At 36.7% G+C, this 22,045-nt stretch carries 18 protein-coding genes; 2 read left to right on the forward strand and 16 right to left on the reverse strand.

Annotated elements, in window-relative coordinates:
* Window positions 1-12: 12 nt before the first annotated feature.
* The 7 genes from E4T88_RS05410 to hcp form a co-directional block, all read right to left on the reverse strand.
* The gene (locus E4T88_RS05410) at window positions 13-1,791 is read right to left on the reverse strand and encodes a L,D-transpeptidase family protein (protein WP_135104430.1); all 1,779 of its coding nucleotides are present in this window, start codon (window positions 1,789-1,791) and stop codon (window positions 13-15) included.
* Window positions 1,792-1,895: 104 nt separating this feature from the next.
* Complete coding sequence (locus tag E4T88_RS05415) at window positions 1,896-3,569, reverse strand: putative transporter (RefSeq protein ID WP_135104431.1); 1,674 nt, start codon at window positions 3,567-3,569, stop codon at window positions 1,896-1,898.
* A 155-nt stretch (window positions 3,570-3,724) separates the two neighbouring features.
* Window positions 3,725-6,616 carry a PD-(D/E)XK nuclease family protein gene (locus E4T88_RS05420; protein ID WP_135104432.1) on the reverse strand — a complete coding sequence of 964 codons (2,892 nt, stop codon included), beginning with the start codon at window positions 6,614-6,616 and terminating at the stop codon, window positions 3,725-3,727.
* Window positions 6,617-6,855: 239 nt separating this feature from the next.
* Window positions 6,856-7,362 carry a DUF1858 domain-containing protein gene (locus E4T88_RS05425; RefSeq protein ID WP_135104433.1) on the reverse strand — a complete coding sequence of 169 codons (507 nt, stop codon included), beginning with the start codon at window positions 7,360-7,362 and terminating at the stop codon, window positions 6,856-6,858.
* A gap of 6 nt (window positions 7,363-7,368) precedes the next feature.
* Entirely contained in the window at window positions 7,369-8,595 is a 1,227-nt protein-coding gene (locus E4T88_RS05430) for a DUF438 domain-containing protein (protein ID WP_135104434.1), read from the reverse strand.
* A gap of 3 nt (window positions 8,596-8,598) precedes the next feature.
* Entirely contained in the window at window positions 8,599-8,928 is a 330-nt protein-coding gene (locus E4T88_RS05435) for a cupin domain-containing protein (RefSeq protein WP_135104435.1), read from the reverse strand.
* A gap of 31 nt (window positions 8,929-8,959) precedes the next feature.
* A complete protein-coding gene (gene hcp / locus E4T88_RS05440) occupies window positions 8,960-10,612 on the reverse strand; it encodes a hydroxylamine reductase (RefSeq protein WP_185146731.1) in 1,653 nt (550 codons plus the stop codon).
* 210 nt (window positions 10,613-10,822) lie between these two features.
* On the opposite strand from hcp, the gene E4T88_RS05445 reads away from it, so the two are divergent.
* Window positions 10,823-11,485 (forward strand): Crp/Fnr family transcriptional regulator, encoded by a 663-nt coding sequence (locus E4T88_RS05445; RefSeq protein ID WP_135104437.1) that lies wholly within the window; start codon window positions 10,823-10,825, stop codon window positions 11,483-11,485.
* A gap of 80 nt (window positions 11,486-11,565) precedes the next feature.
* Here the strand turns inward: E4T88_RS05445 and ccsA are convergent, their stop codons facing one another.
* From ccsA to nrfH, 5 genes are all read right to left on the reverse strand, one after another.
* Window positions 11,566-12,345 carry a cytochrome c biogenesis protein CcsA gene (gene ccsA, locus E4T88_RS05450; RefSeq protein ID WP_135104438.1) on the reverse strand — a complete coding sequence of 260 codons (780 nt, stop codon included), beginning with the start codon at window positions 12,343-12,345 and terminating at the stop codon, window positions 11,566-11,568.
* An 18-nt stretch (window positions 12,346-12,363) separates the two neighbouring features.
* Window positions 12,364-13,641, reverse strand: coding sequence for a cytochrome c biogenesis ResB family protein (locus E4T88_RS05455; RefSeq protein WP_228093737.1), 1,278 nt, complete (start codon window positions 13,639-13,641; stop codon window positions 12,364-12,366).
* A 22-nt stretch (window positions 13,642-13,663) separates the two neighbouring features.
* Window positions 13,664-14,941: an alginate export family protein gene (locus E4T88_RS05460; RefSeq protein ID WP_135104439.1), complete on the reverse strand. Its 1,278-nt coding sequence runs from the start codon at window positions 14,939-14,941 to the stop codon at window positions 13,664-13,666.
* A gap of 73 nt (window positions 14,942-15,014) precedes the next feature.
* Entirely contained in the window at window positions 15,015-16,511 is a 1,497-nt protein-coding gene (nrfA, locus tag E4T88_RS05465) for an ammonia-forming cytochrome c nitrite reductase (protein WP_135104440.1), read from the reverse strand.
* Window positions 16,512-16,519: 8 nt separating this feature from the next.
* On the reverse strand, window positions 16,520-17,104 hold the full coding sequence (gene nrfH / locus E4T88_RS05470; protein ID WP_135104441.1) for a cytochrome c nitrite reductase small subunit: 585 nt from the start codon (window positions 17,102-17,104) through the stop codon (window positions 16,520-16,522).
* Window positions 17,105-17,574: 470 nt separating this feature from the next.
* Here nrfH and E4T88_RS05475 point away from each other — a divergent pair, with 470 nt between their 5' ends.
* Window positions 17,575-18,849 carry a peptidase U32 family protein gene (locus E4T88_RS05475; RefSeq protein WP_135104442.1) on the forward strand — a complete coding sequence of 425 codons (1,275 nt, stop codon included), beginning with the start codon at window positions 17,575-17,577 and terminating at the stop codon, window positions 18,847-18,849.
* 5 nt (window positions 18,850-18,854) lie between these two features.
* Here E4T88_RS05475 and E4T88_RS05480 read toward each other — a convergent pair whose 3' ends face one another.
* The 4 genes from E4T88_RS05480 to E4T88_RS05495 form a co-directional block, all read right to left on the reverse strand.
* A complete protein-coding gene (locus tag E4T88_RS05480; protein WP_135104443.1) occupies window positions 18,855-19,196 on the reverse strand; it encodes an iron chaperone in 342 nt (113 codons plus the stop codon).
* Between the two features lie 155 nt (window positions 19,197-19,351).
* The gene (locus E4T88_RS05485; protein ID WP_135104444.1) at window positions 19,352-19,744 is read right to left on the reverse strand and encodes an HIT family protein; all 393 of its coding nucleotides are present in this window, start codon (window positions 19,742-19,744) and stop codon (window positions 19,352-19,354) included.
* A gap of 4 nt (window positions 19,745-19,748) precedes the next feature.
* Window positions 19,749-20,219: a transcription elongation factor GreA gene (greA, locus tag E4T88_RS05490; protein ID WP_135104445.1), complete on the reverse strand. Its 471-nt coding sequence runs from the start codon at window positions 20,217-20,219 to the stop codon at window positions 19,749-19,751.
* Window positions 20,220-20,393: 174 nt separating this feature from the next.
* Complete coding sequence (locus E4T88_RS05495) at window positions 20,394-21,566, reverse strand: TlpA disulfide reductase family protein (protein WP_135104446.1); 1,173 nt, start codon at window positions 21,564-21,566, stop codon at window positions 20,394-20,396.
* Between the last annotated feature and the right edge of the window lie 479 nt (window positions 21,567-22,045).

Below are 22,045 nucleotides of genomic sequence, written 5' to 3' on the forward strand. Positions count from 1 at the left end.
CAATACAGGGTATTAATTCTTTTGCTCTTTCTTTACTTTACTATGTTGCGGCTTTAGTGCATTAAGTATTGCACTATCATATTCATACACATCATCAGCATAGTATAGCATATCGTCGTCAGGATACATATAGACTGTGTAATAATCTATGAATAAAGAAATCTTGTCTTTAGGATTAAGAATATCCGGTAGCTTTTTTAATTTGTTTTCTTGTGCGAGCTTCTTTCCTGCCTTTGATATAGGTTGTTTATCTATACTATAAAATAATCGATCTTTGTATATGTCGTCTGATGTTGTCGACATACAAAAGAAAGCCAGATCGAAAGGTTTTTGTACTCTGACACATCCATGGCTTACGGCTCTGTTTTTTCTTCCGAATGCCGCTTTAGATGGGGTGTCGTGTAGATATACTGAAAATGCGTTGTTGAACATGAATTTTACTAAGCCAAGAGCATTACTTTCTCCGGGACTTTGACGAATTGTATATGAAAACTTAGAAGGGTCAACTTCTTTCCAGTTGATAGTCGTAATATCTACTTCTTTGCCGTTCCTATACAGTTTCATGTTGTGACGCTTAATGTATGTAGGATCTTTTTTTTGTAATACTGCTACTTCTTTCTGTGCTATACTTGTTGGAATATTCCATATCGGATTCAGATTCAAGTAGCTGATATCACTTTGTAATAAAGGTGTTTTATTAGTAGCAGTGCCAACACAAACTTTCATGATCAGAGGAAGGCTGTCTTGCTCCGTGGCCATAAGATATGCCGATGCAACATTTACTTCGATATGCTTGTTATGCTTTGCTTTTGTCATTTTCCAACGATAACGCTCCATATTAGCTTGTAGCTTATCCAAATAGTAATCCAGTGGCCTGTTTAGCGCATCTATAGTCAGCTTGCCTACTTCTTTTTCTTCCGGGTATGAGTTCTTTTTTCGGAATACATTTATTGCCTCGAGCAGATTTTCATCCAAGATCATATCTGAAGAATCATCTCCGATAGAGTCGCCTTCTTCCATAATATATTCTCCTGTTAGGGCTAATCTTCTGGCAATTTCAGATATATGTTTATTTTTATCTCCCAACTTATAGGTTTCTGTACTTGTTATCTTTTTAAATCCTTGTTCTTTGTTATCTTTCAGATTTTGGTATTCTTTTTGAAGTCTCAGATAGATCGGGTCTGTAGGCACAGAATTAATGATACTAGAGATCGGATCTTCTTTCAACCCCTTATATATCTCTTGATAGAAAGCAGAGTCGGCGGTTAATACTGATATATCATAATCTTTTTTGTACAATTTTTTAGGGTTGACAAAACCGTATTTCATCCCTTTGATGTATTTTACAGCAGTCAGAGTAGAAGTCAGTTCCAGATCAACCATCTTTTTATACAGATCGTCAAGGTTATACAATCCTGCGTCTATAGAATCTGTAAGAGCTTCTATTCTACTCGCAGAGAAATATTCTGACAATAAACCATGTTTATCACTTTCTTTCAGAACAGAAACAAAGTCCTTTATTCTCGCTACGTCTAATGTATCATGTGACCAAACAGGATGATATACATCTTCGGTATAAAATGGCAGTAATAGGGAATCTTTTAGAATAAGCTCATGTATAGTCTCTTTTATCAGCTGAGGATTATAGTCGGGATATAGTCGTGCAAATTTAGACTTAGCTACCTGTTTATTTGTTGATTCGCTAAGCTTTGTAGTTTCCTTTTCTTTACAGTCCGTGAAGCTAAAAATTAAGAATGCTAAGACTAAAGAAATGGATAATGTTTTTTTCATAAAAGTAAAGTTGATCAAGTACAAGTGTTTTTATAAAGACAAAATTATACAAAAAGTTATGATAGTACAAACGTGTTAAGGTACCTGATGTTATTATAGTTATTTCAGAAAAATAGCATCAGCAACAATTGTGTGAAAACGATTCGAGCAAACATTGATACCGGATACACTGTAGCATAAGCAACGGCAGGTTCATCACCGTCGATAGTAGAATTGACATAGCTTAAAGCCATCGGATTAGCCATACTACCACATAGCATCCCTACATTCCGGGCAAAGTTGATCTTATATACTTTCATCCCTATCAATGCAACAATAAGTACCGGTACAACTGTGAGTATAAAGCCAAAACCAATCCATATCAATCCTTCGGTTTGGAATACTGTTTCGAAAAAGTGTTCTCCTGCTCCGATACCCAGACAAGCCAGATATACTGTTAAACCAAACTGGCGCATCAGTAAATTGGCACTTTGCGTTGTATAAGTAGTAATATGAAATCGAGGGCCAAATGAGCCCATCAAAATTCCTACAATAATAGGACCGCCGGCAATCCCTAACCTGATTGGAAAATCCATTCCTGGAAAAGGTATAGGTAACGCTCCTAGTATAAGACCTAGTGCGATTCCAAGAAATATTGCTATCAGATTTGGTGTATTCAGTCGCTTTTCCTCATCACCAAGTATTTTAGCAACATTGTCTATCGATGCTTTTTCTCCTACTACAGTGAGTTTATCTCCAATTTGTAGCATAAGATCCGATGATGCTAATAGGTCTATACCTGCACGGTTAATACGTGTTATGTTTATTCCATAATTATTGCGCAGTTTCAGGCTTCCGAGTTTCTCACCGTTTATTTTGCTATTGGTGATAATGATTCTTCGTGATACTAATTGGCTATTGTCTATGTGGTTCCAGTCTATATCTTCTTTATTCCAGTCAACGTTTTCTTGTTCTCCAAATAGAACTTTGATATGTTCTACGTCGCTTTTTTTAGATATAATAAGCAAGTGGTCATTATGTCTGAGAATACTCGCAGAAGTAGGAATAGTAACTATACCATCGTGCCAGATACGTGAAATAACGAAATGCTTAGCCGTTAATTTCATTATATCAACTATCGATTTTCCTTCTATAGCCGGATTAGTTATATGAAATTCACCTACGTGCATTTCATTTTCTTTCTTTTCTGATAGCTTCGCAAATTCATCGTTTGGCACAAAGCACTTTCTAAGAAATATTATAGCCAGAATAACTCCCACTACCCCTAATGGGTAGGCAATGGCTGTAGCCAAGGCCATGTCGGCTATTACCCTTTGATTTCCGCTAATTTGTTGTAATGCCTGCTGAGCCGCACCAAGAGCCGGTGTATTTGTAGTAGCACCGCATAATATTCCTACCATATTAGGAAGGGATATGTCACTCGCATAGCTGAATATAACGGTGAGGATTAGTCCTAGAAATACAACTCCCAAGGCAAGCATATTCATACGCAATCCTCCAGCCCTTAAAGATGAAAAGAATCCCGGTCCTACTTGCAATCCCAATGCATATACAAAAAGGATAAGTCCAAAATTTTGAGCAAAGTTGAGCATGTCTTTGTTCAGGTCGAAATTGAAGTGACCAATAACGATACCTACAAAGAAGACAAAAGTAATACCAAGAGAGATATTGAGAAGTTTTAGTTTTCCTAGTTGTAGTCCAACAGCAGAAACTATAGATATAATTATAATTGATAGAACCGATGGTGATTCTATTATGGTTTTCATAAACCAATCCATACAATTTACTACTTAGAAATGGACTGCAAAGGTAAAACATTTAATGTGAAAGAGCCAATATCCGCATGTGAAAAATAAAAAGAGAGAGAAGAATATAAATTTTCCGTCTCTCGTTATTCAATTACAGAAGGTGTTAATGATAATTTGCGGACTTCCTATTTCTTGCAAATGTTTGTGAATATACACCACTTACAAGCTTCTCCGGTAGGTGTTTGCGTAAATGATGTTTCAGGGTCGAATATCTCATCGAGGCACGTATCGAAGTACTCTTTGAATTCTTCTCTATACATTGAAAAGTCTGTTATATTGTCATCGTTGCGTCCCGATTTGTTGATTACTCCCGGCTCAAATTTAGCATCGAATAGATTTCGGAGATAGTATATGCCTGGTTCTATTATTTTATTCGGATATTTTTGCATATAAAGATGTGAATACATAAATACCTGCATCACTGCTTTAGGGCGATCTTTAAGATCTTTATCAAAAAGATCTTTCATTTCTTTATATCGTAATACTCCTTTTCCTGTCTTATAATCGATAATACGGGTACGGCTTTTAACTTCATCTACACGGTCGATAAATCCTTTTAAGGATACAACTTTCCCCGATGGTAGAGTATATTCCATTTTTATTCTTTCTTCTGAGTCGACATAGATAAAAGGTGTAAGTCCCGCATCAGTAACTAAAACTTGTTTGATATATTTACGAAGCACTTCTCCGGTCAGATAATTCTGCCCTGTCAATTTTTTTATTTTCTCAGTTTTGAAATAGTTTTTAGCAAAAGATCGTTCTATATTTTCTGTCAGCAGCTTTTCATCCTTTCTGATCTTGTGTAACAAGTCCGCAGTAATCATCTTTCCCTTAAATGGCTCGTACAACCATTCCATTATTGAGTGAAAAATTGTTCCAAACATACTGGCCTCTATTGTTTCCACTACCTCATCCTCTTCTGCCATGTTTTCTACTACAGAGAAATAAAACTGTAGAGGACAATTGAGATACATATTGATAGCACTGGCAGATAGTTGTTTGTCTCCTCCTTGCAAAAACACATTCATCTTTTCCTGTATCTCAGGAGTTTTAGATACTGAAATGGGAAGACTCTCGGTAGAAGAAACTTTATAAACAGTGAGCTTTTCCCTTATATCGAATGAATTGGCATATAAATGTTTTATCTGTTTAAAATAGCGGCTCACTTCGCCCGATTGTAAGCCTTCGGTGCGAGTATCATACAAAAGATAAATTCGTTTAGCCCGGTTTATCAAACGATAAAAGTGATAAGCAAAAATACTGTCCTGATGCTCGTAAGTCGGCAAATCAAATCCTTTTCGAAGATTGTATGGTATAAAAGAACTGGTAGCACGTTTGAGAGGGAAGATACCTTCATTCATCGATAGGATAATAAGATTGTCGAAGTCTAAAGCACGAGTTTCGAGCACTCCCATAATTTGCAATCCAGATAAAGGCTCTCCCGTAAAAGGCACGTTGATGTTTACGATCAACTTTTTCAATAGTTTGAAATACGTTTCAATTTTAATTTCAAAGGAAACATTTTGCAAAGCATCGTTCATTTTATTGATCGTCTTGTAGTATTCTACAATGAATTCACCTTCAATGTCCACCGAACGGGCACTTATTTGCTCTTCTTCGTTCTCTGTTTCTTTCTGATTATATAAGGATCTCCTTAGTGTGGATAATATGTTTTTTAAATATTCAGGTGCATCGTACCAATTATCTATTGTTTTGAATATGAGACTAAATAACGGATGAATCTCCAATTCTTTAACCGATACTGTAATCTTATTGTATTGAAGTATATTTTGTCCCAGTATTTTTGCCTCCTCTCCGGCTATATTTCTTATATATCGGTGATTGAGTATAGCCAATACCGGTTTGTAATAAAAGCCTGCGCTATTTTCGGATCTTCTTACATTCTTTTGCAATTCAAAAATGTGTTCCATCAGTCCCGAAACAGAACTATTGTTCAGGCTATACCCCATTGTTATGTTTATTTTGTCTATCTCTTGGGGTATGGAGTACAGCGTTGGCAATAGAAGATTTTCATCAGGTAGCACCAATGCTATATTCATAGCTTGATCGGATGATACTATCTGATTTTCGGCCAACAAAGACTTGATGATTGTATGCACATATTTTGCTTGTCCTATTGACGACGGAATGCCAATAGCTTCCACAGTCGGTCGATCAAGGCTTAATTCTTCCGGTTGTAACGCGAGCTGAGACGGAAATTGCACCTTATTCTTATCCATAAAGAAAGATGCTTTGTTCTGAGGATCGCGTACCAAAGGAGATGAATAATCCCAATAAAAATCGGCAATACCTTTTTTATGGAGGTAACTAAGCAGTTTCTCTTCGGATTTGCTATGCCCGTTTAGGCCTATAAATATTATTTTTTCGTATGGAAGTTCATAATCCGGATTCTTTGAAAAAGAATCTATTACATCTCTGAAAATCATTCCTTCATAGGCTTGATTTTTTTCTGCAAGTTGGTTTCTTAGAGAAGAGTATAGCTGAAAGAGAACTTCCCACATTTCGAGGAAGTCTTTCTTTTTGTCATTTTCTCCTACGGGCAAAAAGTTTGACCAGAAACGTCGTATAACCTCTATTTGTGTTTCGGTTAAGTATGAAAATCCGGCGTCAATATCTTTTAAATCTTTTATATTTCTGAACAGTTGGTGTGCATCAACTAAATATTTATCGATGTCGTCAAAATCATTGAGCAGCATTTCTCCCCAATATAGAAATTCATCGAATGTTTCGTTGGTCTTACCTACCTGTTTGTATATATTGAACAACATAAAAAGCATCTCAATGCGATCTGCTTTTTTATATGGACTTAGTTGTTCGAATAAGTCTGCTATTGTCAGTATTTGGGGCGAAAAAATAGGCTTATCCGCTATCTGCGATAAGTAATGTTGGAAAAAGACTCCGGCTCTACGGTTCGGAAAAACAAAAGTATAACGACTTATATTTTGTCCATCGGCCTTATAGTATGCTTGAGCTACATTGTATAGAAAAGGAATCATTTTTTTAGAAAGTAGGTAAATCAACTACATGCAAAAATACGAATTTAAGACATTGGCTGTATTATTTTCTTCAAAAGATTACCGGGCAAAGTTTTTATTCTTGATGAAGTGCTTTATAATTAAAATAGATTCCTTACACGACTATAAAGATTCTGGTTCTCTTATGAGAAAGGGATGCATTTAGTATGCACCCCTTTCCCAATTTGGTTAAATGTTTAATTTTTATAATCTTACAAGGCTCATTGATTTTGTTGTATGAAATAAGCTTTACCGTTATTATACCATACTTCAAATCCTTTTGATTTTAGCAAATCCATGATTGGTACGGGCTTGAATGGTGCAGTTAATTCCATAATCTGATTGTTTTGCAATTCCTTTGATAACCGGATAATCTCTTGCATGGGGTTTTCTCCAGACTCTATAATAGGACGAGCATCAAACCGAATTGTGATATTCATTTCGCCAAACCATTCCGGCTTATCTTTCTGTTCATTATCTATATCTATTGATTCATTACTGTTATCAATAGGCAACCCGGCGGCTTGGCGCAGTGTTTCAAGAAGTAGAATAGGGGAGATGCCCGCAACTTTTGCAGCCTGCTGTAATGTCGTAACCTTTGCTACAGTACGGCGCAAAATAGGATTCCGCAGTTTAGAGAATGCAGGAGAAAGTTCCAATAGTGTATCCTCTAAGTGAGGATATGCATCCAGCAAATCAGAAACCTTTATATGTAGATTAATATCCATGACTCTTTATTTTGAATAAGAAAGTAACCTCTGATCTCCTTCCAGCTTTCGCAAATCGGTTATATCCTGAGTAATTTCTATCACGCCTAAATATTCTCCGTCCTGTCCCCTGAGAGCGGTATAATCTATATGCACAAAGCGTCCTTTGAAGTTAGATATCCAAAATGCGGCTTTGTTTTCTTTGCCGGTCTTGAAGTCATCAATGATTTGTTCTACGATATGAACGCTGTGGGGAGGATGGCACATACGTACATCACGCCCGATAATAGAACGATTTCGCTCAAATACACGATTAGGACTATGAGAAAAGAACTTTACTTTATCATCTTTATCAACAAATGTGATATCTACCGGAAGAGTAACAAATAGAGCTTCTAACTCCTTTATGTCGAAGTTGCCTGAAGATAGCTTAATTGCATTACCCGGCATAAAGATCGCTTCTTCTTGCTTTACAAGTTCGGGTTTCCATTCTACGCTTGGATCATAAAGGCAAAAACCGTATATCGTTGTTTCTTTATGTATTTGATACCAATTTTCGTCAGTGAGTGTATCCAAGCACATTGGCAATAGAATTTGTTCTTCTTTCATTATCATGCCTTCTATTGCATCGATAGCAGGTTGCAAAACCAAAGAGCAAACTGTTTCCAGCTCTTCTCTTGTCAGTTCGCTTTTGAGAGCTTCATGAGCGGCTTTCAATAATTCCCGGGTTTCATCATGTTTACCCCACATCACTTTCGGTGGACCTGTAATTCCTGCCTTCTCCAAAAATGGAAACAGTAGATACTCTTTGCGCAAATAGTGTTTATCTACATCCGATAGTTGATTAAAGAGGCTTCGCAATCCCATCGTATAATCTGCAATGTCACTATCTTTCAAGTTTTTCAACACATCGAACATCCCATAAGTCAGGTCGATGCGCTTTTCCAGTTCTCTGTTTTCTTTGATAAAAGTATCTACAGGATGTCCATCAGGTACACCTTTGGCGGTTGAGGTATCTATACTTCCGTCGAGTACAGCCGTGTGTATATCACAGAGACGTAATATATCTTCTTCGGGAAGACCTTCAGCTATCAATTCCTGCTCTACCTCTACTACCTCATTGTATGGAACCGAGTGCAGTAAATTTATCAGACGGCTTTTCACTTGTTCGGGAGCTTCGCCGTTATGTAATTGAAGAATAAGATGTTTAAGTAACTCTTTTCTTTTTTCGGAATTATTGATTAGCTCGCTCATCGTCTATTCTTTTATCATGGTTAATAACATCTTAAAAGACTTCACAGCTTGAAGTGCATGAGTTATGTTGGCCGGCATTATAATAATCTCACCTGCCTTTACCCTATGAGGTTCGCCATTTATGCGAATTTCAGCTTCACCATCCAATACTTGTACAAGCGCATCGAAAGGTGCTGTATGCTCGCTAAGTCCTTGTCCTTTATCGAAGGAAAATAATGTAACATTTCCTGCTCGGTTTTTAAGTATTTGTTTGCTTACTATTCCTCCTGTGGAATAATCGATTTGCCCCGCAATATTGAATACGGTTGCTTTAGCGAATGTATTTGTTTCCATTTTTAATGTTTTATGTAATTATGTGCTGACATTATGAAGCAAGAAACATCTTCATATCTTCGTCAGGTGTGGTAATAGAGCCAATACCAAAATTATCAACCAGCACTTTAGCCACGTTAGGCGATAAGAATGCAGGGAGTGTTGGCCCTAAGTGAATATTTTTTACACCGAGTGATAACAATGCAAGAAGAACGATAACAGCTTTTTGCTCGTACCATGCAATGTTGTATGCAATCGGTAATTCATTAATGTCATTTAGTTCAAAAACTTCTTTAAGTTTCAGCGCAATCAAAGCGAGAGAGTAACTGTCGTTACATTGTCCGGCATCGAGAACACGAGGAATACCACCTATATCACCCAGAGGCAATTTGTTGTAGCGATACTTAGCACAACCGGCAGTAAGTATAACTGTATCTTTAGGTAGATTTTCTGCAAATTCAGTATAATAGTTACGTCCTTTCATACGACCGTCACAACCTGCCATTACAAAGAACTTACGTATAGCTCCTGTTTTTACAGCGTCAACAACCTTGTCAGCAAGTGCGAATACCTGTGCGTGAGCAAATCCTCCGATAATTTCTCCCGACTCTATTTCAGTAGGAGCTTTGCATTGTTTTGCATGCTCTATCAATTTTGAAAAATCTTTAGGCTGCCCGTCTTTTCTGTCTTCTATATGTTGGAAGCCGGTAAACCCTGATGCACCGGTAGTATATACTTTATCTGCGTAGGTTGACGTAGAACGTGGAGGTACAATACAGTTAGTTGTAAATAGTATTACACCATTAAATGATTCAAAGTCTTCGTTCTGACGCCACCAAGCACTACCATAGTTGCCTACAAAATGGCTATATTTCTTAAATGCAGGGTAGTAATGTGCCGGAAGCATTTCGCTGTGTGTGTAAACATCTACGCCTGTTCCTTCTGTTTGTTCTAACAGGTCTTGCATATCACGCAAGTCGTGACCAGAGATAAGAATACCAGGATTATTGCGAACTCCGATATTTACTTTTGTAATTTCAGGATTTCCGTATGTAGAAGTATTAGCCTTATCAAGCAAAGCCATTGTTTTTACACCATATTCACCACACTTAAGCACAAGAGCTGTAAGCTCGTCTCCGCTTAATTCTTGGGTTGTTGCAACTAAAGCTTCTTGCATAAAAGCATGGATGTCATCATCCTCATATCCCAGATTTGACGCATGTTCAGCGTAAGCTGCCATCCCTTTGATTCCATAGATAAGAAGTTCACGCAACGAGCGTATATCTTCATTTTTAGTTTCAAGGATTCCTACATTTCCAGCCTTCACTTCCATTTCTTTTACGCTTTCGGTAGTCCAAGTAATGCAGTCACAATCTAGGTTGGGTGTAGTGTTGCCTCCTTTAGCTTTTAATTCGAGTAAAAGTTCGTCTCTCAGATTTATAGCTTCACGTACACGTATTACGAAACGCTCTTTGTCGAAGTTTGCATTGGTGATTGTCATAAATAATGATTCCATTACAAAGCGATTTGTATAAGCGGGTATTTCTACACCTGCTTTACGTAATTCTACTGTACTGTATGAGATTCCTTTGAGAAGAAACATTAACAAGTCTTGAAGATTAGCAACCTCCGAAGTTTTTCCACAAACACCTTTTACCGTACAGCCTGTATTGTGAGCTGTTTCCTGACACTGATAACAAAACATATTCATATCCTTAGTTTTTTAGTTAATTATTTTTTATAGAATGATTATTCCTTTATTTCTGATAAATTGGTTATATAGTAAATTTAACTCCTGATTATTGTGACTACCTGTTATTTCCTATGCAAACATACGATGGTAGTAAAACTAAAATCGTAACATTTGTTACGACTGTGAATTATTTTTTGTAACTTTGTAAAAAATTACAAGACTATGAACTCTGACTTACTCTTTTTCTGTACAATGTGTCGTGAAAAATCTCAAGAAGAGATTGCTCGACTAAAGTGTACGATAGATCATACTATAAAGCATTATAAAAAAGGAGAATATATCGCCTATCAGGGCGATGTTATTTCACAGTTATATATGTTATCAAAAGGGAAAGTAAAAACAGAGATAGTTTCCGATTCGGGGCTTACTCTATCAGTAGAAGAAATTTCAGCTCCTTATCCTTTGGCTGCTGCTTTTATTTTTGCCGAAAATAATCGTTTTCCTGTGGATGTGATAGCTCTTGATGATAGCGAAATCTTATTTATCACCAAAGACTCTGTGGAGAAACAAATGGCTAAATGTCCCGGATTTTTGCGAGGTTTTATGGCCTTCAATGCCGATCGTGTCCAATTCTTATCCGAAAGGCTCAAAATATTCTCACAAAAAGGAATTAAAGCTAAAATAGCATATTACATTTTGCAGCACGATAAAAACGGATCTTTTGAACTAGGGAAAAGTATCGCATCTCTTGCCGAGTATTTTGGTGTAGAACGTCCTTCCCTATCCAGAGCTATTTCAGAAATGGCTGCCAGTGGAATCATAGAATTTGAAGGAGGTAAAGGTAATATACTAAACTATAATGAAATAAAAGAATTGTTAGGATAATTGATTTCCGAATATCTTTTGTCTTACTCTATAGTAATAGAGAACAGAATATTCTATTCTATCTATATAACTCTGTATTGTCAATATACATGTACACTCCCTTGTGCGGCCGGTAGGTAATTTACACCAATCCAAGTTATCATCAGTAATATGAATGCGATAGGCAACGCCCAAAGCGCAACTTTATCATATTTACCATACAACCGTATATGTATATACGCGAGATAAGCCATGGACGTAACAAAAGCCCATGTTTCTTTAGGATCCCATGACCAATAGTGTCCCCATGCTTCTTTTGCCCATACAGCACCCATCAGCATTCCTAATACAAGGAACCCGAATCCTACATAAACGATATTATCTATAAAATTGAATATCTTTTCATCAGAATAACCATAACGGTGTACTTTTCGTAATTGTACAAAAGCTCCGATAGTAGCAGCTCCAAACATAGCGTAAGAAAGAATATAAGATGTGACATGAGGTACAAACCATTCGCTTTGAAGAGCAGGCATCAAATTTTTAGAATGTATTTCGGGCTTAAATAAATTGATAAACACAAAAACCGATGCTACCAATGCAGAGAAAGATAATAGCCAAGGATATTTCCATCTGCGATAAGCTAGGTATCCGACCGAAGACAGAAAGAAAGAATACCATAAGCGAGTTTCACCCATCGTTCTCATTGGCGGACGTTCGATATGTATCCAAAAGCCTGCGATAAATGCAGCAAATACAGCAATGCCACATAGCATTAATATATCAGCTAATCGCTTTTGTGATCGATACACTATAATTCCGGCCGAAAACCAGAGTATCACAGCAGGAAGTGAAAACCATATAAAATTATTCCAATTCATATTCTTATCTTAGTACTATTATTCTTTGTTGTTGTCATTCTCACTTCTATGCTTAACCAATCTGCCATTCCAAATTAAAGCGATTGAACCTAGAGCGATAAAAATAAATCCGATATATACCGGTATAAGCCAAGGGTCGTATACAAGTTCCATGCTACTGTATGAAGATAAGCGTCCGGCCTGATTATCATATCCATATTGATAGATCGTCCAACTACCGATACGCATTGGTTTATTTACTTCTATTGTTCCTTTTTTTATTGTTCCGTCAGGTGTGTATGCTTCTATATCCGATATGAATCGTTTTGGCTCGGGAACACTCATTACCACACACTGGTGTTCATCGAGGGGAAGGGTCATATAAAGTTGAGCTTGATTTCCTCCACATATCCATCCGGTGGTATCTTTACCTTGAGATACATTGAATGCCCGTATTTTGGCAGCCGGAGTTGCTCCGGGCATAGGTACTTCCCGATAGGTACTATCGCTATTGCGTACTGCCTGATGGATATATTCTTTCAATTCAATCTCCCATCCATTAAGATGTCCTTCAGTTATTTCTGTATCTATCTGATAATAGTCCGGCTTGTCTTCTGGTAGAGGTTTTCCACTTTTGCGATCTATAATAGTTAGCTTGGGCGGATATTCTTCCATATCAAAATCGTTGAGCTGTATCGCAATAGGTAATCCCTTTACGTTTTCATCTTCATCATAAACTCTCCACTCTACCTCTCCTTCACGTATGTGCATCAGATAACGTTCAATATCAGCATGTCCCAGTCCTGCTGCGAAAAGTGTAATCCATAGTCCGATATGATTCAAGTAAAATGCGTAGTCTTTCTTGCGGAAATTAAACAAACGGCGAACGATAAGACAGCCAAGTGATAATAGGGTGATAAAGTAAATGAGTATGAAAGCCCATGAACTTGTCATACTGTCGAAACCCAGACTTGAAAATATGTTTACTGAAACTTCGTCCGTATGGCTTGTCGTTTGTGGAGTAAGCCCCATAATGATCGTAAGAATGAGTAATGCTGAGATTAAACAGACTGAAGAGGGAATACCACTAAACCATAGTATGAAATGACTCTTACGCACAAAAAGCGAAAGAATACATAAAATCAGTGTAATAGCTCCTACCAAAAGATTGGAAGGGAATGCCAATAAATAAAAATTAAAATTACCAATTGTGAGTTGAAGGAGAAATCCGACCAAAAGGATTCCGCACGTAGTAACAATGCTTTCAGGATATCCCCAAGGCTGTTGCCAAATTTTTCGATTCTTTGTTTTTTCCATCTGTTTATATAGAAGAGAGCTATTATTTCTTTGTCGAGAATAGTTTAGGTGTTATATTTATGGATACCCATCCCCAATCTTGCCAGCTTTTATGGTATCCGCCTTTTACTACATCCATCGACTTGCTTCCAAGCATGAACGAATAGCCTGCCATAAGTTTTACATCAGGCATGATTGACCAATTTACCTGAAAGTCAAACTCAGAACCTAAGCCTTTGTCTATTCTTTCATTTGATACAACAACTTCATTTGCAGTCAAGAAATAATGATAATTCAAAGATAGATCGACTTTCTTCGAGGGCTTGTAGAAAATGGCAAGTTGATTGTCCCATAACCCCGGATTGAGACCATTCGCAAATGAAGAAGCATAGAAGTAATCCATTGTTCCGTAGAATTTATGGTGTGTACCATATAACGGATCAAATGCTTTTTGCTTTGTGTCATCCTGCTTGTTTCCACTCAGATAGTCACTGCCTACACCTAATGACCATTTAGAGTCTATTTTGAAACCTGCAAAAAGACTTCCCATAAAGGCTGATACTTCTTTATTTGACTTATTTTTTCCTGTTTGATAATAAAAAGAACCTTTGATATCCCAACCGTTTGCTATATAAGTCAAATAAGTTCCAAAGGTTTGCATATACTTGTTGGCTGAATCTTCTTCGCTTCCGTACTGAAGACCCAGATTCATTGCGAGTAATGAGATGCCGAATGGGTTCTCTTTATTTCCATAGTGATACCAAAGTGTTTGCATATTTTTATAAGGCTGTCCTCCGGCTTCATAAAAACTTCCTCCTTTTATTTTTTCATCGTTCTGGTTTAAAGCCAGGATCAAATGCAAAGTGTTTATTTTATCCGCATATCCTAACTTTAATACATCATGATAGCGTCCCGAAACGTTCCAATCGAGCCCACCTAATATACGTTCATCGTCATAAGATAATGCTTGTCTTCCTAATTGGGCAAAGAATCCATTGTTAAAATTTAATTTAGCCCATGCTTCGTTTAGCATGAAACGCCCATTTTTATCTACTTGGGGATCTTGCCCCCAAACTCCAACGTGCTGTCCTGATAGTTTTAATTCCAGATTTGAACGTTGAAAGTCCATTGAGATTCGAGCACGGTTGTTTATGAAAGTAGCGGGGTGTTCACCTTCATTTCTGGGGAACAAGGCCCCATTGCGATATTCTCCCCGTGATCGTAGTTGCGCCGATATGGAAAATATGTCTTCTTGATTATTCTCTTGTCCTAATAATGTGAGAGGGAGTAATAGCAACCCTATTATGAAAATCTTTCTCATAATGATTATAGTTTAAAAAGCGCCTGCAAATGCTATATTAGATGAATGCAGACGCCCTTCAGGTAAGAAAAAATTAGTTCATAGCCAGCTTTCCTTCTGATTTGGCTTTTTCTATCCAAGTAGGAAGTGTTGTTTTAATCCACTTATCTTTGTCCTCACGAAGCTTTTTCATATCCAATCCGATATATTCCTGAGCTTTTGATTTTGTAGAAATATCTGGCATTTTAACGTCTGCAACTCCAAGAGTGAATAATACTTTTTGCAGTTCCAGTTGTGCCTGTAGCGTACGGTCTAGGCTATGAGCAAGGATTCGTTGAGTTTCTACAGGAGCATGGAAGGATGCACCGTGAGAGGCCACAGCAAAATCCCAACGCCATTGAGCCTGACGAATCAATTTCAAAGACTCTTTCATTTTAGCTTCATCTGCACCATTGTCCCACGCTGCTTTAGCCATTACATGGGCTTTCGCAAGTTCTACTTCTATCCTGTTTCTAATCTCTAATGCCTTATCCTGATATTGATAAACATAATTTTTCAGATTCTCTTCACTATCTCTATGGCATGTTTGACATGTTGATGACACATTTTTAAGTGGACTCATTACCTGATGGTTAGAATACTTAATGCCACCTTCCGAGATATATGGCATGTGACAGTCGGCACATGATAATCCACGTTGAGCATGTGGTCCTAAAAGGAAAATTTCATAGTCAGGATGCTGTGCTTTTAGCATTGGAGCTTTGCTCAGATGATGCACCCAGTCTGTATAATTTGCATTGTCATAATATTCTTCCATCGATTCTACTGTCATACCTCCATCCCAAGGGAAGGTCAGATATTTACCGTCACCCTTAAAGAAATATTCGACATGGCATTGGGCACATACCAGAGAACGCATTTCCTGAGGAGTTGCTTTTGTAATATCTTTGCCTTGACGCTCAAAGGCCTCTATCAAAGCCGGGCGAGTGATAGTCAGATTCATCGTCTTAGGATCGTGACAATCGGCACAACCTACAGGATTTACAATCTCACTGCCAAACTGACTCCATGTGGCTTTGTAAAAATTCTCTATTCCTACTTCATGCATCATTCGTGGCACATCAGGGCTCTTACAGGCCCAGCAAGTAGCCGGTTGCATATCTTTGTGTTCATGATCAGGTGTTCCGGTACGAAGTGTATGCGTTACATCTTCTATCGTATACATATGTCCTCGTGGAGCCGAATAGTCTCTGGAAAATGCATAACCAGCCCAAAGAACAACCATTTCGGGACGGCTTTCGAGTACATCTTCAGGCATATTGCCTAAATGCTTACTGCGGAAATCCATTTCTTTTGTTTTTTTCCAAGTATCGTATTCACGAGGATAATTGATACCCCATTCTTCACTATTGGTATTAATTCCTGTAATCTCTATCTTTTTATTATTATACAGAGTCGCTATTTCAGCTCTACGTTCTGTAATAGATGCTGCTAAAAGTCCAAGCATAAATACCAAAACCATTACTATCGCAAAAATCCCCCATCCAATGATCGGTTTTCGCCTGATTGCTTCTGCTAATTTCTTTAACATATTGGATCTTATTTTTTATTTTTCATAATATTATTCAACCAATCCGGTACTGCTGACTTTGGTAACGGAACAATCGCGTTCGGTGAAGAAGATAGATTGCTCACGACGGTGTGAGGAACTTCCCGATGACAATCCCAGCACGCTTTTCCTTCACCTTCTTTTACTTGTGTGTAGTTTATCATACCGGTATTCACAAATTCTGTATTCAATTGAGTATGGCAGCGAATGCAGTTATCCATGATTACTTTTTTACTGGCATCTCGAGGACGGATAACCTGTGGCTCAGCATTTAATGTAAATACTGCAGCATGATAAAGTCCATCCATAGCTTTGAATGCATATTTATTAATGACATTATCATGTGGTACATGGCAATCGTTGCAATTGGCCCATTCTCGGTGTGCGCTGTGTTGCCATGTTTGATAATAAGGAGTCATAATATGGCAATTGATACAAGCTTCGGGATCATCAGACAGATAAGAATGTGCCCGGGACATATAGGCCGTGTATCCGCCAAGTCCGGCTATGATTCCCGCTATAACAAATAGTGGAACAACAAAATTCCGTGGTATTAGATTTAGAAGTTTTCTCATTTTATTTACCAATGAACACTGTTATTAAACAAAGATATTATATAGAAATGATAATTTCCGTAACAAATGTTACGTGGTGTTATTTTTTATTAATTAATTTAGAGCTACTTATATCATTTCGTCTCTTTTGAGAGTTATCGAAATATGTTATCCTGTTTCAATGGATAATTAAAGTCGTGCCATAATATTAAAGAATAGAGTATCTGTTTATTGAAATAATTTATTTGTAATAGATACTTATACAGATTTTTTAGTTGTATGAGAGTGAACCGTTATAAAAGACGTATATAAATGTTTGTTATTCACGACAAAATACAAATTATTTTTTATTCTTCAAAGAATTTTGTTCTTTGTTTTAACTTTTTATTTGCTTAAGGTTTAGCTTGATCTCTATTTGTCCTTTTCATCTAAAAGCGGTAATTTTGCGCACAGCTTTTTTGAAGCACTAAAAAAACATACAAAAGAAAGAAATGAATAAGAAGATATCAGATTTTGAGATAATGGCTCCAGTTGGCTCTTACGACTCTTTGGCTGCGGCTATACAGGGTGGGGCAAACTCTATTTACTTTGGAATAGAAGGGCTGAATATGCGAGCCAAGTCCTCTAATAACTTTACAATGGATGACTTGAAGCAGATCGCCGCTATATGTAAAGAAAATGGACTAAAGAGCTATCTGACGGTGAATACAATTATTTACGACAATGATATCTCGTTGATGCACCAGATTGTAAATGCTGCAAAAGAGGCTGAGCTTTCAGCCGTAATTGCTTCTGATGTAGCTGTGATGATGTATGCGCGCAGCATAGGTGTTGAAGTTCATTTATCTACACAATTGAACATTACGAATACAGAGTCCTTAAAGTTTTACGGGCAATTTGCAGATGTTGTTGTATTGGCACGCGAGCTGAATCTCGATCAGGTGGCTTCTATCTATAAAGATATTGTAGAACAAAATATAAGAGGTCCTAAAGGGGAACTTATCCGTATCGAAATGTTTTCTCATGGAGCTTTGTGTATGGCTGTGTCAGGCAAATGTTACCTGAGCTTGCATGAAAGAGATTTATCTGCAAATAGGGGGGCATGCAATCAACTGTGCCGCCGCAGCTATATTGTAAAAGATAAGGAGTCGGATATCGAACTCGAAATTGACAATGAATACATCATGTCTCCAAAAGATTTGAAAACCATTCATTTTATGAACAAAATGATGGATGCCGGTGTGCGTGTATTTAAAATAGAAGGGCGTGCTCGTGGTCCCGAATATGTGCGTACTGTAGTCGAATGCTACAAAGAAGCGGTGCAAGCCTATTGTGAAGATACATATACTGAAGAAAAGATTGGAAAGTGGGACGAACGCCTTGCTACGGTCTTTAATAGAGGATTCTGGGATGGTTATTATCTTGGTCAGAAACTGGGAGAGTGGTCTAGTAATTATGGTTCAGGAGCAACAAAACGAAAAATATACATAGGTAAAGGGCTTAAATATTTCTCAAATCTTGGTGTTGCCGAATTCTTGATGGAAACACAATCGTTGAAGGTTGGTGACGAAATACTTATTACCGGGCCTACTACAGGAGCAGTAACACAGATCGTAGACGAAATTAGAGTTGACCTTCAACCTGTAGAAGAGACAGTAAAAGGCGAGAAGTTCTCTATTAAAGTGAATGATAAAATCAGACCTTCCGACAAACTATTTAAGCTAGTAGCGGTAGAACGGAAGAAGAAGTTTGTAGAAAAAATATAGCAATATTATTTTTTCAGATTCCTTTTTATATTGAACTTTACAATCTTCGTAACTAGATTCAATGGTAAAGGTTTATCCAATGGCAATTGTATTGCTCCTTTTGATGTTTTGTATTGTGTGAGTTCTTCTTCGAAGGCAATAATAGCTTCTGCACCCGGGTATAAACCGATGTGCTTTTTATGACCTGCAAAGTGTATAAGATTTCCATTCTGATGAAAGGTGGGCATTTGCCAACTGATTTTCTCGATTGCATCAGGTGCAGCTTTTTTGATGATTTTTCTTAGTTTATTCATCAATGCCTGAATATTCTCAGGAAATGAAGCTATATATTCATCTATGTTTTGCATAATTATAATGTTTAACTTTAATAAAATAAATTTGTAAGGCTTGAATTTAATTTTCAAGTCTTACAAATTTATTTAAAATTATTTCAATATGAACTAAAATAAAAAAGGTGGGAGTATGTACTCCCACCAATTCAGAATAATATTCGTTATAAGTCTTATATATTTTCTCTTATTTTTTTTGCAATTTCTTCAAATTCAAATTGCTCAATCTTTATTCTTGGATTTGAAAGGCTCATATCTGATTCTTTATTTATAGGAATCAAGTGTATATGAGCATGAGGTACTTCAAGGCCTACAACCATTATACCTACACGTTTGCAAGGAATGGCTTTCTCAATAGATTTTGCAACTTTTTTTGCAAAAATGACCATATCTTTTAAAATATCGTCGTCAAGATCGAATATGTAATCCACCTCCTGCTTAGGAATGACAAGTGTATGTCCCTTTGCCATCGGATTTATATCCAAGAATGCAAAGAACCTCTCATCTTCGGCCACCTTATATGATGGTATCTCACCCTTAACAATTCTACTGAAAATACTAGGCATAAGTTTATAATGATATATCCATAATTTCGAAACTCATAATTCCCGAAGGAACTTTTATTTCGGCTATATCTCCCACTTTTTTACCCATCAATCCTTGCGCGATAGGAGTGTTTACAGCCATCTTGTTTTCTTTCAAGTTAGCCTCGCTCTCTGCAACGATTGTATATGTCATCTTTTGGTTATTTTTCGTATTGCGTATTGTAACCTTGTTCAATATTTGCACAACGTCTGTTCCTATTGAATCTTCATTGATCAGACGAGCATTTGCCAATAGATTTTTCATTTGGGCTATTTTAGCTTCAAGTAGCCCCTGAGCCTCTTTGGCTGCATCGTATTCAGCATTTTCAGATAAGTCTCCCTTGTCTCTAGCCTCTGCTATTTGTTTCGATATAGCAGGCCTTTCCGTAGTTTCAAGAGTGTTGATTTCTTCTTTCAACTTTTTGTAACCTTCCGCGGTCATGTAAGTGATAGCCATGGTAATTAAAAATTAAATTAATTCCTACTGTTTTTTTAATTTTTGATTGTTTTTAAAGCGACAAAAAGAAAAAGAATTCCTGCCGTTAAAGGCCAGAACTCCTTTTCCTTTTTCATTTTATCAAAAACAAAGATATACTATATTTTTCGTATTTTCAAATATTTGGAAATACTTTTATAATAATTTTTGAACTTCTGAAGCTAGGTTATCAGTAGATAAAATTCTTTTTACAATCTCTCCATTCTTGTTTAATAAATATGTAGTAGGGAAGCCTTGAATGTTGAATTTGGCAAGCCATTCAGAGTTGAGTAATTTGCTATCTCTTACACATATCCAAGGTAAATTTGTTGCTGCATTTTTCCATGCATGTATATCCGTGTCAAAAGATACTTGGTATACTTCTACATTTCCTTTATTCTTAATATATACATTATTGATAAGTATATTGTGCGCCGGAGAAAAATCTGTTTGGTATGCCGTAAAATCGAGTATAACAACTTTTCCTTTCAATGAAGATAAACTTACTTCCTTATTATTAATATCAGGTAGCGTTATATTATAAAACACACTGTGATCTGTAGCTTCGGTATTCTCTAGCTTCTTCAGTGTTTCTTCCTGACTTGCCATTTGTTTCAACTCAGCCAAAGTAGTCAGCGTAAAAGTCTTTAAATGCTCTGCCCGTGGTGATTTTGATTTGTATAGATCCCAAACGGTAGCAACAGCTCTGAAAGCTACCAAGTCATTTTTATCATAAGGATCGAATATTAAATATCCATCTACTTTTTGAAATAAAGCAAAATAGCTGGCTAAGCTTTTTGAATCAGATAAGATTAGATCTTTAGCTTTAGTTTTATATTCATCCAGTGCTTTTTGAATTTCTGCGACATATTGATCCTGTGATATTTCTTTACTTTCAAATTGTTTTCTCAAATCAGACACAGTCCGACTAAGCTTGTTTTGGGCAAAAACAATATCTTTTATTTTCACAGAGCCTTCAGATCCCTCTATTGTATATTCCGATGCAAATGTAGGTTTGCTAGCATGTACAGTAATTGTTTCTATAGAGTCTATTGCTAAGTTTATGGATTGCTTATCCATTCTTAGTAAATAGAATTCAGGATATCCTAATGCAGGTTCTTCAAATTTGAAACTCCCATCTGCATCTAGTTTTACTGAGTCTATGATTGTCGTTTCATTCAAAGACCGTCTTTCTAGATATAACATTGTGGTGTCGGCATTGGCAATCTTGCCCTCTACTGTAAAATGAGGGCCTTTATTCTGACAAGATGCAAAAGTGATGACCGCAAGAGTAATAATAGATAACTTGGAAAAAAGAAATGTTTTCATGTATAATGCATGTTATATTATATAAGTATTTAGCGGAACAAAGATATTAATTATAATTATTATGTGATTCTCCACAAGAGTTTCTTTCCAAAAATATTTTCATATATATAATATATAGTAAGGTTAGGATTGCTCTTTTTGATGGATGCTCTTATAGTCGAAAAAACAATAATCAATTAAGTAGTTTTGTTTAAGGTGATTGTATATTTCGGTTAAAATATTTTGAAAAAAAGGCATTAAAATATTTGGAGATGTATAAATAAAATGCATATCTTTGCACCCGCTTTGATAGAGAACACGGCGCATAAAAAGAGGGTTTCGGCCACTAGTTTTAGTCTGGAGATTTTCACTTAGCGAACAGATAACGATCTTTGAAATTTTGACAACATATGAGTGTAGTACAATAGCACTTCGGTGCTAGAAAATATTATACCGTCAATTTACTTAATAAGTGAATCGATAAGGACAGGATCACAAAA

The organism is Dysgonomonas mossii, from assembly GCF_004569505.1.
In the GTDB taxonomy this organism is placed as follows: domain Bacteria; phylum Bacteroidota; class Bacteroidia; order Bacteroidales; family Dysgonomonadaceae; genus Dysgonomonas.